The organism is Pseudomonas sp. TSO6 (assembly GCF_056098905.1).
In genome coordinates, this window is record NZ_JBLZWV010000022.1 from 84,275 (window position 1) to 99,447 (window position 15,173).

Genomic DNA, 15,173 nt, shown 5'->3' on the forward strand with positions numbered 1-15,173 from the left:
GTACATGAGCGATAGCGTCGAAATGTTTACCGATGGTGCCTGCAAAGGCAATCCTGGCCCAGGTGGCTGGGGGGTCCTGATGATCTACAAGGGCGTCGAGAAGGAACTGTGGGGCGGCGAGCGTGAAACCACCAACAACCGCATGGAGCTGATGGCGGCGATCCAGGGCCTGATGTCGCTGAAGCGCGAATGCGAGGTGGTGCTGACCACCGACTCGCAGTACGTGATGAAGGGCATCAACGAATGGATGGTCAACTGGAAGAAGCGCGGCTGGAAGACCGCAGCCAAGGAGCCGGTGAAGAACGCCGACCTGTGGCAGCAGCTCGATGAGCAGGTCAACCGCCACAAGGTGAGCTGGAAGTGGGTGCGCGGCCATATCGGCCACCCTGGCAACGAACGCGCCGACCAGCTGGCCAACCGTGGGGTCGATGAGGTGCGCGCCCAGCGTTGAGCTGGGGTACAATCGCGGCCTTTGTAACTGATGCAAGTTGGAGCGCCCCGCGTGGAGCAGCAGCAAGATAAACGGTTTGTCATTCTCGATACCGAAACCACGGGTATGCCGGTCAGCGAAGGCCACCGGATCATCGAGATCGGCTGTGTCGAGGTGCTCGGCCGGCGCCTTACCGGGCGGCACTTCCATGTCTACCTGCAGCCGGACCGCGAGAGTGACGAGGGCGCTATCAACGTCCACGGCATCACCGACACCTTCCTGGTCGGCAAGCCACGCTTTGGCGATGTAGCCGAGGAATTCTTCGAATTCATTCAGGGCGCCACGCTGGTCATCCATAACGCGGCGTTTGACGTTGGCTTCATCAACAACGAATTCGCCTTGTTGGGCCAGCAGCATCGCGCTGATATTTCGCAGCATTGCACCATTCTCGACACCCTGTTGCTGGCGCGCTCGCGCCACCCAGGGCAGCGCAACAGCCTGGATGCTCTGTGCAAACGCTACGACATCGACAACTCAGGCCGTGAGCTGCACGGCGCATTGCTCGACTCGGAACTGCTGGCTGACGTCTACCTGGCGATGACCGGTGGCCAGACCAGCCTGTCGCTGGCGGGCCATGGCGCAGACGCCGAGGGTGATGGGCAGGGCGCTGGCGGCAGCGAGATCCGCCGGATTGTCGGGCGGACGCCGGGGCGGGTGATCATGGCCACTGCTGAAGAGCTGGAGGCGCATGCCGAGCGGTTGGCGGCTGTTGCCAAGTCGGCGGGTGGGCCATCGATGTGGCAGGCCCTTACCGAGGCAGCGGCTGGCTGATTTATAGCCTGTACCGGCCTCTTCGCGGGTGAACCCGCTCCCACAGGTACTGCGCAAGGCTTGAGTGCAGTGGGGTTCCCTGTGGGAGCGGGCGTGCCCGCGAAGAGGCCGGCCCTGAGAACACAGGTTCAACTACCCTGAAATGGACGCCATGTCCTTCGGAGGTAGCCACCTGATGTACAAGGACCTCAAGTTCCCGATCCTCATCGTCCACCGCGCCATCAAGGCGGACAGCGTTGCCGGCGAGCGCGTGCGGGGCATCGCCGAGGAGCTGCGCCAGGATGGCTTCGCCATTCTCGCCGCCGCCGACCACGCCGAGGCCCGGCTGGTTGCCGCCACCCACCACGGCCTGGCCTGCATGCTGATCGCTGCCGAAGGCGTTGGCGAGAACACCCACCTGCTGGAGAACATGGCCGAGCTGATCCGCCTGGCCCGCCTGCGCGCACCCAGCCTGCCGATCTTCGCCCTGGGCGAGCAGGTAACCCTGGAAAACGCCCCCGCCGAAGCCATGAGCGAGCTCAACCAGCTTCGCGGAATTCTTTACCTGTTCGAAGACACCGTGCCGTTTCTCGCCCGCCAGGTGGCGCGCGCCGCACACACCTACCTCGACGGCCTGCTGCCGCCGTTCTTCAAGGCCCTGGTGCAGCACACTGCGCAATCCAACTATTCCTGGCACACCCCAGGCCATGGCGGCGGCGTGGCCTACCATAAAAGCCCGGTGGGCCAGGCTTTTCACCAGTTCTTCGGGGAAAATACCCTGCGCTCGGACCTGTCTGTTTCCGTGCCGGAACTCGGCTCGTTGCTCGACCACACCGGGCCGCTGGCAGAAGCCGAAGCCAGGGCGGCGCGCAACTTCGGCGCTGACCACACCTTCTTCGTCATCAACGGTACTTCCACCGCCAACAAGATCGTCTGGCACGCCATGGTCGGTCGCGACGACCTGGTGCTGGTGGACCGCAACTGCCACAAGTCGGTAGTACACGCGATCGTCATGACCGGCGCCATTCCGCTGTACCTGTGCCCGGAGCGCAACGAACTGGGCATCATCGGCCCGATCCCGCTCAGTGAATTCAGCCCCGAGGCAATCGCGGCGAAGATACTGGCCAACCCCCTTGCCCGCGATCGTGGGCAGCGAATCAAGCTGGCGGTAGTGACCAACTCCACCTATGACGGCCTGTGCTACCACGCCGGGATGATCAAGCAGAGCCTGGGTGCAAGTGTGGAGGTGCTGCATTTCGACGAGGCCTGGTTCGCCTATGCGGCGTTTCATGACTTCTTCACCGGGCGCTATGCCATGGGCACTGCCTGCACGGCAGACAGCCCGCTGGTGTTCAGTACCCATTCCACCCACAAACTGCTGGCCGCCTTCAGCCAGGCCTCGATGATCCATGTGCAGGACGGGGCCAGGCGTCAGCTGGACCGTGACCGCTTCAACGAAGCGTTCATGATGCATATCTCGACCTCGCCGCAGTACAGCATTCTCGCCTCGCTGGACGTGGCCTCGACCATGATGGAAGGGCCGGCCGGGCATTCGCTGCTGCAAGAGATGTTCGACGAGGCGCTGAGTTTTCGTCGTGCCCTGGCCAACCTGCGCGAGCACATTGCTGCGGATGACTGGTGGTTCAGTATCTGGCAGCCGCCGCGCACCGAAGGTACCCAGCGCCTGGCCGCGCAGGACTGGTTGCTGCAACCGGGGGCGGAGTGGCATGGCTTTGGCGAGGTGGTGGACGACTATGTGCTGCTCGACCCGCTCAAGGTGACCTTGGTGATGCCGGGCCTGAGCGCGGGGGGTGTGCTGGGCGAGCATGGCATCCCGGCGGCGGTGGTCAGCAAGTTTCTCTGGGAGCGGGGGCTGGTGGTGGAGAAAACCGGCCTGTACAGCTTCCTGGTGCTGTTCTCCATGGGCATTACCAAAGGCAAGTGGAGCACTTTGCTTACGGAGTTGCTGGAGTTCAAGCGCCACTATGATGGCAATACAGCCCTGAGCAGTTGCCTGCCGAGTGTGGTGGCAGCCGATGCTTCACGCTACCAGAGGATGGGGCTGCGCGACCTGTGTGAGCAATTGCATGACTGCTACCGCGCCAATGCCACGGCCAAGCAACTGAAGCGGCTGTTCACGCGCTTGCCGGAGGTGGCTGTGAGCCCGGCCCGGGCCTATGACCAGATGGTGCGTGGCGAGGTGGAGGCGGTGCCGATCGAGGCGCTGCTGGGGCGTGTGGCAGCGGTAATGCTGGTGCCGTATCCGCCTGGTATTCCATTGATCATGCCGGGCGAGCGGTTCACCGAGGCGACCCGCTCGATACTCGATTACCTGGCCTTTGCCCGGGCATTCAACCAGGGCTTCCCCGGTTTTGTCGCCGATGTGCATGGCCTGCAGAACGAGAGCGGCCGTTACACCGTGGACTGCATCACGGAATGCGAATGATCTCGACGCCGCTGCGCGCCAGTTCGAAACGGTTTTCACCGAGGTGGTTGACCTTGTCGCCGATGGCCAGGCGGTAGGTGGTGATGGGGGCGCCCAGCGTGCTGCCGTCAAGTTGCAGGGTTGACTCCTGGAACTCGTGCACGGGGTAGATACGGCCTTCGGCGTCACGGGCGTGGAATTGGCCGACCATTACTGCTGCCATTTGGGTGGAAACCTCTGAATTACGTAGAAAATGTCTGAAGGCATAGACCGTGGAACAGCCTCGGAAGTTTTCACCCTGCGGAAAAAAAACCAAAGCGCCGAGGAACGGTCATCTATAACTACAACGTCCCTTTACCCAGCAAAGGTTGGAAATTGCCATGAGCCAGGTGTATTCGGTAGCGGTTGTCGTGGGTAGCTTGCGCAAGGAGTCGTACAACCGCAAGGTCGCCCGCGCACTTTCGGAGCTGGCGCCGTCCAGCCTTGCCCTGAAGATCGTCGAAATTGGCGATTTGCCGTTGTACAACGAGGACGTCGAGGCCGAAGCGCCGCCGGAGGCGTGGAAGCAGTTTCGCGAGGAGATCCGTCGCAGTGATGCGGTGTTGTTCGTCACGCCAGAATACAACCGATCAGTGCCTGGCTGCCTGAAAAATGCCATCGATGTGGGCTCGCGGCCGTACGGGCAAAGTGCCTGGAGTGGCAAACCGACGGCGGTGGTGAGTGTATCGCCCGGGGCCATTGGCGGCTTTGGCGCCAACCATGCCGTGCGCCAGTCGCTGGTGTTTCTGGACATGCCGTGCATGCAGATGCCCGAAGCCTACATTGGCGGTGCCGCAAGCCTGTTCGAGGACTCGGGCAAGCTCAACGACAAGACCCGGCCGTTCTTGCAGGCGTTTGTCGACAAGTTTGCTTCGTGGGTGAAGCTGAACAGGGCGGTTTGACGCGGTCTTTGCAGGAGCAGTGCGCTGCGAAGAGGCCGGCACAGACGCATACTGATGCGTGATCTGTACCGGCCCTTTCGCAGCACAAGGCTGCTCTTACAGAACGGTGCGCTGCATGCTCTAGCGGAAGCTGTAGGAAACGCCGGCATAAACGCCAAACCCTTCGCCCGGCGTAGAGCGGGCGTTGTCCTTGCCGGCATCGTTGTAGGTGGGTGTCACCGTGGCCGCATAGCGCTTGTTGGTAAGGTTGCGCAGGTCCAGCCAGGTCTGCCAGTCGTTTTTGGGTGAATCCCAGCCCAGGCGCGCGCCGAGCAAGGCATATTCATCGGCGTGGTAGCTGTTGGCATAGTCCACCTGCACCTTCGACGCCATTTGTGTGTTGACCCCGGCATAGAAGCCACTCGGCCAGTCATAGCGCAGTTCGGCCTGGTAGTAGTGCATGGGGATGCCGGGCAGGCGGTTGTCGCCAAACTTGTCGTCATTACGGTAGTGGAAGTCGCTGAAGGTATAGGCCTGGCGCAAGCTCAGCTTGCCGGTGCCGGCGCTTTCCCAAAGGGTGCTGTCGAGGCCGGCCTCCACGCCCTGGTGCACGGTAGCGCTGGCGTTGAACTCCGAGGTGAAGTTAGGCACCACCTCCACGGCCAGCAGTTCGTGGCGCACTTGCGAGTAGTACCAGGCAAGGTCCCAGCGGCCAAGCGCCGAGTCGCCACGCGCGCCCAGCTCCAGGGTAGTGGCAGTCTGGTTCTGCATCTCGATCGGCTGGATCTGTTTGCCGCCTGTGCTGGGCGCGCTCCAGATCAGCGACCACGGGTGTGGCGGTTCTACCGAGCGGCTGAGGTTGCCGTACACCTGCAGGTCCGGGCGGATGTCGTAGCGCAGCCCCAGGCGCGGTGCGTAGTCCCAGTCATGCATGCTCACCTTGCCACCTTCGGCCGGGTAGGTCACGGCACTTTCGCGGCGGGTGTAGATCATCGCAAGACCCGTGGTCAGCCACAGGTCCGGGACCAGTTCCAGGTCGTTGCCGACATGCAGCACGGTGTCCGAGCCCTGGTAGGTGAAGTCACGGGTGCGCGCGCCGAATACATCGCCATCGCGGGTAAATTGTGAAGCGCCACTGTTGGGCAGGTGCTTGGTGGTGCGCCAGCCGATGGTGGTCTTGCTTTCGTGACCAAGCAGCGTGTCGCGGCGGAAATAGTTCAGCGTGCCGCTGACATCGGTATAGGCCACCTTCAGGCGCATCGGACCTTCACGCAGGTCCATCGGGTAGTCGTGATAGACCAGGCCGGCTTCCAGGCGCGCATCGTCGTCGAGGTAGAAGGTGGTCTTGTTGCCCACCCAGGTGCTGCCTGGTTGCGGGCGGCTGTCGTCGCGGGCCAGGTAAGCCGGGTTGGCCGCACGCGGGTGGTGCTTGATCTGGTCTTTGGTCAGGCGCCCGGCCAGTTCGTTTTCGGTCTCCCGGTAGCGCAGGTAGAAGCGGGTTTCCAGGTTCGGGTTGAAGCGGTAGCCGACATTGGCAGCAATGCCCTTGGCACTGCCGCTGCTGTGCGCCTGATAGCCGTCATATTCCGAGTCGGTCAGGGCCACGTAGTAGTCGAGATTGCCCAGCACTTGCCCCGAGCTGATGTGCCGGTGCTGGTAACCGCGGCTGCCGACCTCGTAGCGCACCTGCAGCGGCGCGGCGTCGTAGCCGGTGTGGGTGACGTAGTTGATCGCGCCGCCCAGCGCCAGGGCACCCTGGTCGAAACCATTGGCGCCCCGCAGCACTTCGGCACGGCTCAGCCATAGCGGCTCGAACAACTCGTAGGGTGTACCGCCCGGGCCAGTCAGTGGCAGGCCGTCGAACATCGTGTACACCCCGGAGCCATGGGCCCCCGGCGCGCGGTTGATGCCCGAGCCGCGGATCGACAGTTTGATGCCATCGTTGCCCGCCGATTGGGCGAATACGCCGGGCTGGTAGGCCAGCACGTCCTGGTTGCTGGCCACTCGGCCTTGCCCCACGCTTTGCATGTCCACCAGGTTGCTGGCGCCTGGCACCTCCCGCAGGCGTTCGCTGGCAGCTGTCAGGTCGTTCTGCTCCTCATCGGTGATCAGCACCTGGCCCAATTCGACCGAGGATGCTGCCAGGGCGGGCTGGGCGGCAACAAAGGCAGCCAGCAGGCCAAGGCAGGACGATGGGGAAAAAACGGAACGCATTGTACGACTCCAGGCGAAAGACGAATGGACAACGGCGTTGAGACGAGCGAAATGCCGCTTGGAGCACGAAGAAACTCAGCAAATCTTGCACTGCTTTCGTCAGACGCTTTTGTACGAAAGTTCTTTACAAGCCGGACCGGTGGAGCGAGGCGGCATGGGCTTCGTAAGGTGGTTGCAGACCGGCAGCGATGCCTCGCTCAATCACCCGTGGAGTACCAGCATGACTGACAACGCACTACACCCACAGCAACCCCCGGCGCACGCCCCGGTTCGCCTGACGCCACGTGAACGGCAAGTGCTGTTGTGGTGTGCCTACGGCAAGAGCTCGTGGGAGATCGGCCAGATCCTTGAATGCAAGGAGTCGACGGTTAACTTCCACGTGTCCAACATCCTGCGCAAGTTCGATGTGCCTACCCGGGTGGCGGCAGTGATCAAGGCCATTCGCTACGGCATGCTGGCCGAGCAATGAGGGGGTGAGGTATGAGCAACGACCCTCGGTTACCGCGTTATGCCGACAGCCATGACCCGTTCTGGCCACGGGTGGACCTTGGCAGGCTGCGTGAGCGCCTGAACCTGACATGGCCCGTAAGTGAGGCCGCCCTGGAAGTCGCCGCACGTTGTGCCGCCATCGATGCAGCACGGGAATTTGCGCGCTGGCGCGCGGTGTTGCGAGAGCGGGGCTACAAGCGCCTGGAGGATGTGGCCGGGCATGACCAAGGGCGCGCTTTGCGGGTGTGCTACATCCGCTTTGTCGAAGCCGCGGTTATGTACAGCCTCGGCGTAAGCTCATATCTGCGCACTGTGCGTCGGGGGGCGGCTCATGCCTGAGGCATCTGTTATCGACAGCTTGGCCCTGGGGCTGATTGAACTGCTGAGCGTGGATGGCAGTGTGTTGTTTGCCGCGCTGCTGGGGGCTTTGCTGGTGGGCGCGGCGCGCGACCGCTTGATCACCAGTGCGACCAGTCGCCTGACGCTGGGCAAGAAGCTGTTGCTGGTGTTCGTGACCGTGGGTGTGGGGCACCTGTTCGAGCCGCTGGTTTCGTCATTGGCGCCCTTGTTGACCCGTGGCATGGCGGCATTCGTTGCTGCCGTGGTGGTGATCCCCATCAGCCTCAAGGTCATGGTCTGGCTGGATACGCTCGATCCGCGCGAACTCATGCAGCGCTGGCGGCGCCGAGGTTAGCCGCTGGCGGCTTTGGGCAAGTGACTGGTCAGTTCGCTCAATTGCTGTTCCAGCTGCTGGATGCGTTGCTTGTCCTTGATGAGCAGCAGGATGGCCTGGCGATCACCTGGCGCCAACGTGCGCAGGCGGTCGAGCATGTCGAACTCCCAGCCTGCCTCACTTTGGCATACCGAGCGTTGGTCCCCTTCGCCCAACAGCAACCAGTCCAGTGAGCACGCATGCTGTCTGGCTAGATCTATGCAAATTGAGTATGGAACGCTGTCGCGAACTTTCCAGCTGCTCAGTGTCTGCGGGCTGACCGACAACGCACGAGCCAGCTCGGCATCAGTCTGGGTGCCAGTAAGAAGCTTAAGGCGCGTGAGCACCTCAGCAAGTACGTGAGTACTCATAACAAATATCCATGACTGGTTTAATGATATTCCATGGGCTTAAACTACTCGTTATGAATACAGCCCTGCGTTTTAAGGAGCACTTCTGCAATGAGAACCATCAAATTGAAGAATACACCCACAGTTGCAGCCAATACTGACACACAGGTTGGCCTGGGCAATGCTAGCAGGTACTTGTCGTGAGTACTTACAAGCTGGTTTGCCCGCATTGCCATAGCCGGATGCGCATACGCACTAGCGAAGGGCGCCATATTTTCTTGCGCATCGCTTATTTGCAATGCACCACTGAAGCGTGCGGCTGGTCAGTACGCGCCGAATTCGAAATGACCCATGAACTATCCCCCAGCGGGATGCCCAATCCGGAAGTGTACCTGCCTTCGGCCAATGGCGATTTGCGCAAGGCCGCTCTGCCTGGGGCAGGCCAGGCCAGCGCGGGTGAGTGAGGCTTCATAGGGGGCAGGCAAATAAATGCGCCGATAAAAAAACACCCCGCATAGGCGGGGTGTTTTGTATTGCCGAGGCGATCAGCCGATCAGTTGCAGGCCGGCTTGCTGAACCAGTTCCAGCAGCGGCTGCGGGTAGACGCCGAGCACGAAGGCAACAATGGCGATGGCCAGCAGCATGACGCCACCGGTGCGCTGTTCCCACTTCAGCGGGGCGTCGTGGCGACGCAGGTTAGGCTCGACCAGGTACAGGGTGACCATGACGCGCAGATAGTAGTAAACGCCGATGGCGCTACCGATCACCAGGGCACCGACCAGCCACCACAGGTGCGACTCGACGCCGGTGGCGATGATGTAGAACTTGCCGATGAAGCCAGCGGTCAGCGGGATACCCGCCAGCGACAGCATCATCACGGTCAGTACCGCGGTCAGGTACGGACGGCGCCAGAACAGGCCGCGGTACTCGTACAGGGCATCGGCGTCACGCCCGCCATAAGGCGAGGACATCAGGGTAATGACACCGAAGGCACCCAAGCTGGTGATCACGTAGGTGACCAGGTACACGCCCATGGCTTCCAGGGCCAGGCCCTTGCTGGCAACCAGGGCAATGACCAGGTAGCCAAAGTGGGCGATGGACGAGTAACCCAGCAGGCGCTTGAGGTTGCTCTGGGTCAGCGCCAGCAGGTTACCGACCAGGATCGAGGCCACGGCAATCACCGCCAGTACGGTGCTCAGCACGCCGCTGCTGGCAGCAGGGGAGAGCATGAACAGGCGCACGACAACGGCGAATACTGCAACCTTGCTGGCGGTTGCCAGGAACGCGGCGACCGGCGCCGGGGCGCCTTCGTATACGTCAGGGGTCCACAGGTGGAACGGTACCAGCGACAGCTTGAAGGCCAGGCCGACCAGCATCATGCCCAGGCCCAGCTGGGCCACCAGGCTTGGCATGCTGGTGGTTGCCAGGGCTTTGCCGATCTGGTCGAAGCTCAGGCTACCGGCATCCGCGTACAGCAGGGCCATGCCGAACAGCAGGAAAGCGGAGCCTGCGGCCGACAGCACCATGTACTTGATGCCGGCTTCCAGTGATCGCTTGTTGAAGAAGGCGTATGCCACCAGGCCGTAGACCGGTACCGACAGCAGCTCCAGGCCGATGAACAGTCCGGCCAGGTGGTTGGCGCTGACCAGCACCAGGCCACCGAGGGCCGACATCAGCAGCAGCAGATACAGTTCTTCACGGTTGCCCGGGAAGCCCTTGGCGCCTTCGCCGAGGTAGGCGTGGGCCAATGTCACGCACGCTAGCGTCGCCACCAGGATGATCGCCATGTACAGGCAGGCGAACTTGTCGATGGTGATCAACGGGGTGACCGCCAGCGGCGCTACTTTCAGCGCCGGCAGGATCGACAGCAGGGCCAGGTTCAGGCCCACGGTGGACAGCAGGAAGGTCTGCGAGTGGTTGCGCTTCCAGGCGATCGCCAGCATCACCACCACCGTGGTGATGGTGGTGATCAGCATCGGCGCCAATGCGATGAAGTGTTGAGTGGTGAATTCCATAGCGCTCTTACCGGGCCGAAGCGAGTTGAGTGAAAGCGGAACCGAGCCACTGCTGCACACCACTCATGGTGGCGGCAGAGGTGTCGAGGAACGGCTGCGGGTACACGCCCAGCAGGATCAGCAGTACCGCCAGGCCCAGCACCATGATCAGTTCGCGACCGTCCATGCCGGCCAGTACGGTATCGGCCTTGGCCGGGCCGAAGTAGGCGCGGTGGATCATGATCAGCGAGTAGACCGAACCGAATACCAGGCCGGTGGTGGCGATCACGGTGATCCATGGTACGTGCGCGAAGCTGCCGATCAGGATCAGGAACTCGCCGACGAAGTTGCCGGTACCCGGCAGCCCCAGGGATGCTGCGGCGAAGAACAGGCTGATCGCCGGCAGGTAGGCGATGCGGTGCCACAGGCCGCCCATCTGGCGCATGTCACGGGTGTGCAGGCGTTCGTACAACTGGCCGGACAGGATGAACAGCGCGGCAGCCGACAGGCCGTGGGCCAGCATCTGAATCACCGCACCTTGCAGAGCCTGCTGGCTGCCGGAGTAGATACCGATCAGCACGAAGCCCATGTGCGAGACGCTGGAGAAGGCGATCAGGCGCTTGATGTCGGTTTGCGCAAAGGCCAGGAAGGCACCGTAGAAGATACCGATCAGGCCCAGGGTCATGGCGATGGGCGCGAACTCGGCCGAGGCGTTCGGGAACAGCGGCAAGGCGAAGCGCAGCAGGCCGTAGGCCGCGGTCTTCAACAAGATACCGGCCAGGTCGACGGAGCCTGCGGTCGGTGCCTGGGCGTGCGCATCAGGCAGCCAGGAGTGGAACGGTACCACCGGCAGCTTCACCGCAAAGGCGATGAAGAAGCCCAGCATCAGCACGTATTCGACACCGGCTGGCAGCTCGGCCTTGAGCAGGTCGCTGTAGTTGAAGGTGAGCACGCCGGTGGTGTTGTAGTTGACCAGCACCAGGCCAAGGATCGCCACCAGCATGATCAGGCCGCTGGCCTGGGTGAAGATGAAGAACTTGGTCGCCGCGTAGATCCGGGTCTTCTTGCCGTCTGCCGAGCTGTGACCCCAGAGCGCGATGAGGAAGTACATCGGCACCAGCATCATTTCCCAGAAGAAGAAGAACAGGAACAGGTCCAGTGCCAGGAACACACCGACCACGCCGCCCAGAATCCACATCAGGTTGAGGTGGAAGAAGCCGACGTGGCGCTGGATCTCTTTCCAGGAGCACAGTACCGACAGCACACCGAGCAGGCCGGTCAGCAGGATCATCAGCAGCGACAGGCCGTCGAGGGCCAGGTGGATGCTGATGCCGAACCGCTGGATCCACTGGAGTTTGTATTCCAGGGCCCAGGCCGGCTCGGCGCCCGGAGCGGGGGCGAGGGTGTAGTCGCCGGTCGCCCACAGCCACAGGCCGATGCCGAGCAGCAGGGACATGGTCAGCAGCGCAATCCAGCGCGGCAAGGTGGCGCCGAAGCGCTCACCCAGCCAGCACAGGAAGCCGCCGATGAAGGGGATCAGGATCAGCCAAGGCAAAATCATGACGGGTTGGTTTCCTTTGGCAAAGTCGCAAGATTCATTGTCATACCGCAGCCACTAGCACGGCACCGAGCACCAGCACGGCGCCCACGGCGATAGAGGCGGTGTACCAGCGCAGTTGGCCAGTCTCGGTCTTGCTCATGGCGACATGACCGCCACGCGCCATCCGCGGAATCAGGCCGATGCTGCGGTCTACCGGGTCCTTGCGCAGGATGTGGCAGATCAGCAGGTACGGTTTGACGAAAAGCTTGTCGTAGATCCAGTCGAAGCCCCACGCGGCGAACCACCAGGCCGATAGGGCGCGACCGATGCCGCTGTTGGCGACGGCGCTGACGAAGCTGCGCTTGCCTAGGAACAGCAGGGCCGACAGCAGGATACCGGCGATGGCGATGGCACCCGAGGTGATCTCCAGCGCGTGCTTGGCTTCGCCACCGGCGTGGCCGGCGCTTTCAGGCAGCACGCCTGCCAGCGGCGGGGTGATCCAGGCACCCACGAAGGTCGACAGCACGATCAGCACGCCCAGCGGCAGCCAGTGGCTGATGCCGTGGCCCGCGTGAGCTTCGGTCTTGGCTTCGCCGTGGAAGGCGATGAAGATCAGGCGGAAGGTGTACAGCGAGGTCATGAACGCACCGACCAGGCCGGCGTACAGCAGGCCGGTGTTGCCGCTGGCGAAGGCTTCCCAGAGGATCTCGTCCTTGGAGTAGAAGCCCACGGTCACGATCGGCAGGGCGGCCAGGGCAGCACCACCGACCACGAAGCTGGCGTAGGCCAGTGGCAGTTTCTTCCACAGGCCGCCCATCTTGAAGATGTTCTGCTCGTGGTGGCAGGCAACGATCACCGCACCGGAGGCAAGGAACAGCAGGGCCTTGAAGAAGGCGTGGGTCATCAGGTGGAAGATCGCCGCGTCCCAGGCGCCAACGCCCAGGGCCAGGAACATGTAGCCGATCTGGCTCATGGTCGAGTAGGCGAGGATACGCTTGATGTCGGTCTGTACCAGAGCGGCGAAGCCGGCCAGTACCAAGGTCACGCCACCGACAACACCTACAAGGTGCAGGATGTCCGGCGCCAGCAGGAACAGGCCATTGGTACGGGCGATCAGGTACACGCCCGCGGTCACCATGGTTGCAGCGTGGATCAGTGCCGAAACCGGGGTTGGGCCTGCCATTGCGTCGGCCAGCCAGGTCTGCAGTGGCAGCTGGGCCGATTTACCGACCGCACCGCCCAGCAGCATCAGCGTTGCCAGCACCATCCAGGTGTCGCCAGCCTGGAACTTCTGCGGTGCCAGCACCAGCAGTTCCTGCACGTTCAAGGTACCCAGCTGGGCAAACAGGATGAACAGGCCGATGGCCAGGAACACGTCGCCGATGCGGGTAACGATGAACGCCTTCAGTGCCGCGTTGCCGTTGTTGCGGTTGCTGTAGTAGAAACCGATCAGCAGGTACGAGCACAGGCCTACGCCTTCCCAGCCGAAGTAGATGAACAGCAGGTTATCGCCGAGGATCAGGAACAGCATGCTGGCGATGAACAGGTTGGTGTACGAGAAGAAGCGCGAGTAGCCGGCTTCGCCACGCATGTACCAGGACGCAAACAGGTGGATCAGGAAGCCGACACCGGTAACCACGCCGAGCATGGTGACCGACAGGCCGTCCAGGTACAGGGTGAAGTTCGGCGCAAAGCCGTCCACCGACATCCACTGCCACAGCAGTTGGCTGTACGCGCCGCCTTCAGGTGGCGCGACATTGAACTGCCAGATGACATAGGCGGCGGTAGCCGCCGACAGGCCCACCGAGCCGACGCCGATCAGGGCGGACAGGTTCTCCGAGAACCGCCCGCGCGAGAACGACAGCAGCAGGAAGCCGACGAGGGGGAAGACGAAAGTCAGGAAGAGAAGGTTCATCCGCGCATCTCACTGGCAGCATCGATGTCGAGAGTGTGGAAGCGGCGATACAGCTGCAGCAGGATGGCCAGGCCAATACTGGCCTCGGCGGCTGCCAGGCTGATCACCAGAATGAACATCACCTGGCCGTCGGGCTGGACCCAACGGGCCCCGGCGACGACGAACGCCAGGGCAGAGGCGTTCATCATGACTTCCAGGCTCATGAGTACGAAGAGGATGTTGCGGCGGACCATCAGGCCAACCAGACCTAAGCAGAACAGGATACCGGCGACCGCCAGGCCATGCTCGAGAGGGATAGCACCCATGATTTACTCCTTCGCCTCGTTGCGGCCCAGGTGGAAGGCGGTGACGGCTGCAGCCAGCAGCAGCATCGAGGCCAGTTCGACCACCAGCAGGTACGGCCCGAACAGGCTGATGCCCACTTCTTTAGGGCCCACGGTAGTGCCGCTGATGCCAGCGCCGCTCGGGGCGACGAACAGCACGTACAGCAGTTCCAGCAGCAACAGGGTGCCGAGGATCACCGGCCCTGCCCAGATGCCGGGCTTGAGCCAACCGCGCTCCTGGGCCACCGAAGCCGGCCCCAGGTTAAGCATCATCACCACGAACACGAACAGCACCATGATGGCGCCGGCGTAGGCGATCACTTCCAGGGCGCCGGCGAACGGCGCACCCAGGGAGAAGAAGATCATGGCCACGGAAATCAGCGAAATGATCAGGTAAAGCAAGGCGTGCACGGGGTTTGTGCCGGTCACCACCCGAAGGGTGGAGACCACGGCAATCCCGGATGCGAAGTAGAAAGCGAATTCCATCTTTCTGTCCTTATGGGAGCAAGCTCTTCACGTTGATCGGTTCGGCTTCGTTCTGCGCAGAGCCTTTCGGCTTGCCAGCGATTGCCATACCCGCAACACGGTAGAAGTTGTAGTCAGGGTTCTTGCCGGGGCCGGAGATCAGCAGATCTTCTTTCTCGTACACCAGGTCCTGACGCTTGAACTCGGCCATTTCGAAATCCGGAGTCAGCTGGATCGCGGTGGTCGGGCACGCTTCTTCACACAGGCCGCAGAAAATGCAACGCGAGAAGTTGATGCGGAAGAATTCCGGGTACCAGCGACCATCCTCGGTCTCGGCCTTCTGCAGCGAGATGCAGCCAACCGGGCAGGCCACCGCGCAGAGGTTGCACGCTACGCAGCGCTCCTCGCCATCGGGGTCGCGGGTGAGGACGATGCGGCCGCGGTAGCGCGGCGGCAGGTACACGGGTTCTTCGGGGTACTGCAGGGTGTCGCGCTTGCGGAACCCGTGGGAGAACACCATTGCCAGGCTGCGCAGCTGAGTGCCGGTGCCCTTAACGATGTCGCCGATATACTTGAACATGGGTCA

17 protein-coding genes are annotated in these 15,173 nt (G+C 62.5%); 8 read left to right on the forward strand and 9 right to left on the reverse strand.

From position 1 onward, the window contains the following. Positions 1-4 precede the first annotated feature (4 nt). From rnhA to ACN6NG_RS07845, 3 genes are all read left to right on the forward strand, one after another. Entirely contained in the window at positions 5-451 is a 447-nt protein-coding gene (rnhA, locus tag ACN6NG_RS07835; protein ID WP_016498736.1) for a ribonuclease HI, read from the forward strand. Between the two features lie 51 nt (positions 452-502). Continuing rightward, complete coding sequence (dnaQ, locus tag ACN6NG_RS07840) at positions 503-1,261, forward strand: DNA polymerase III subunit epsilon (RefSeq protein ID WP_474313399.1); 759 nt, start codon at positions 503-505, stop codon at positions 1,259-1,261. A gap of 175 nt (positions 1,262-1,436) precedes the next feature. Continuing rightward, a complete protein-coding gene (locus tag ACN6NG_RS07845) occupies positions 1,437-3,686 on the forward strand; it encodes an Orn/Lys/Arg family decarboxylase (RefSeq protein ID WP_474313454.1) in 2,250 nt (749 codons plus the stop codon). Here the strand turns inward: ACN6NG_RS07845 and ACN6NG_RS07850 are convergent. After that, a complete protein-coding gene (locus ACN6NG_RS07850) occupies positions 3,670-3,888 on the reverse strand; it encodes a hypothetical protein (protein ID WP_016488235.1) in 219 nt (72 codons plus the stop codon). The genes ACN6NG_RS07845 and ACN6NG_RS07850 overlap by 17 nt on opposite strands. Before the next feature lie 157 nt (positions 3,889-4,045). On the opposite strand from ACN6NG_RS07850, the gene chrR reads away from it, so the two are divergent. Next, a complete protein-coding gene (gene chrR, locus ACN6NG_RS07855; RefSeq protein ID WP_063424463.1) occupies positions 4,046-4,606 on the forward strand; it encodes a class I chromate reductase ChrR in 561 nt (186 codons plus the stop codon). 120 nt (positions 4,607-4,726) lie between these two features. Here chrR and ACN6NG_RS07860 read toward each other — a convergent pair whose 3' ends face one another. After that, a complete protein-coding gene (locus tag ACN6NG_RS07860; protein ID WP_474313402.1) occupies positions 4,727-6,799 on the reverse strand; it encodes a TonB-dependent receptor family protein in 2,073 nt (690 codons plus the stop codon). A 220-nt stretch (positions 6,800-7,019) separates the two neighbouring features. Here ACN6NG_RS07860 and ACN6NG_RS07865 point away from each other — a divergent pair, with 220 nt between their 5' ends. Genes ACN6NG_RS07865 through ACN6NG_RS07875 form a run of 3 tightly spaced genes read left to right on the forward strand, consistent with a single transcriptional unit; the run spans position 7,020 to position 7,982 of the window. Continuing rightward, positions 7,020-7,268 carry a helix-turn-helix domain-containing protein gene (locus ACN6NG_RS07865; protein WP_063424459.1) on the forward strand — a complete coding sequence of 83 codons (249 nt, stop codon included), beginning with the start codon at positions 7,020-7,022 and terminating at the stop codon, positions 7,266-7,268. 11 nt (positions 7,269-7,279) lie between these two features. Beyond that, positions 7,280-7,627 (forward strand): head completion/stabilization protein, encoded by a 348-nt coding sequence (locus ACN6NG_RS07870; RefSeq protein WP_353456834.1) that lies wholly within the window; start codon positions 7,280-7,282, stop codon positions 7,625-7,627. After that, positions 7,620-7,982 (forward strand): hypothetical protein, encoded by a 363-nt coding sequence (locus tag ACN6NG_RS07875; RefSeq protein WP_063424455.1) that lies wholly within the window; start codon positions 7,620-7,622, stop codon positions 7,980-7,982. The genes ACN6NG_RS07870 and ACN6NG_RS07875 overlap by 8 nt, the downstream gene beginning before the upstream one ends. Here the strand turns inward: ACN6NG_RS07875 and ACN6NG_RS07880 are convergent. After that, entirely contained in the window at positions 7,979-8,371 is a 393-nt protein-coding gene (locus ACN6NG_RS07880; RefSeq protein ID WP_197897862.1) for a helix-turn-helix domain-containing protein, read from the reverse strand. The two genes, ACN6NG_RS07875 and ACN6NG_RS07880, sit on opposite strands and share 4 nt — an antisense overlap. A gap of 179 nt (positions 8,372-8,550) precedes the next feature. Here ACN6NG_RS07880 and ACN6NG_RS07885 point away from each other — a divergent pair, with 179 nt between their 5' ends. Then, entirely contained in the window at positions 8,551-8,814 is a 264-nt protein-coding gene (locus tag ACN6NG_RS07885) for an Ogr/Delta-like zinc finger protein (RefSeq protein ID WP_063424451.1), read from the forward strand. Between the two features lie 81 nt (positions 8,815-8,895). On the opposite strand, the gene nuoN is transcribed toward ACN6NG_RS07885, so the two are convergent. Genes nuoN through nuoI form a run of 6 tightly spaced genes read right to left on the reverse strand, consistent with a single transcriptional unit; the run spans position 8,896 to position 15,167 of the window. After that, positions 8,896-10,365: an NADH-quinone oxidoreductase subunit NuoN gene (gene nuoN / locus ACN6NG_RS07890; RefSeq protein ID WP_063424448.1), complete on the reverse strand. Its 1,470-nt coding sequence runs from the start codon at positions 10,363-10,365 to the stop codon at positions 8,896-8,898. 7 nt (positions 10,366-10,372) lie between these two features. Next, positions 10,373-11,905 carry an NADH-quinone oxidoreductase subunit M gene (nuoM, locus tag ACN6NG_RS07895; RefSeq protein WP_016498748.1) on the reverse strand — a complete coding sequence of 511 codons (1,533 nt, stop codon included), beginning with the start codon at positions 11,903-11,905 and terminating at the stop codon, positions 10,373-10,375. Between the two features lie 40 nt (positions 11,906-11,945). Then, complete coding sequence (nuoL, locus tag ACN6NG_RS07900) at positions 11,946-13,799, reverse strand: NADH-quinone oxidoreductase subunit L (protein WP_016498749.1); 1,854 nt, start codon at positions 13,797-13,799, stop codon at positions 11,946-11,948. Continuing rightward, complete coding sequence (nuoK, locus tag ACN6NG_RS07905; protein WP_003251446.1) at positions 13,796-14,104, reverse strand: NADH-quinone oxidoreductase subunit NuoK; 309 nt, start codon at positions 14,102-14,104, stop codon at positions 13,796-13,798. The genes nuoL and nuoK overlap by 4 nt, the downstream gene beginning before the upstream one ends. Positions 14,105-14,107: 3 nt before the next feature. After that, positions 14,108-14,608, reverse strand: a complete 501-nt coding sequence (gene nuoJ / locus ACN6NG_RS07910; protein WP_016488224.1) for an NADH-quinone oxidoreductase subunit J — start codon at positions 14,606-14,608, stop codon at positions 14,108-14,110. 10 nt (positions 14,609-14,618) lie between these two features. Next, the gene (gene nuoI, locus ACN6NG_RS07915) at positions 14,619-15,167 is read right to left on the reverse strand and encodes an NADH-quinone oxidoreductase subunit NuoI (RefSeq protein ID WP_003251442.1); all 549 of its coding nucleotides are present in this window, start codon (positions 15,165-15,167) and stop codon (positions 14,619-14,621) included. Positions 15,168-15,173: the final 6 nt, after the last annotated feature.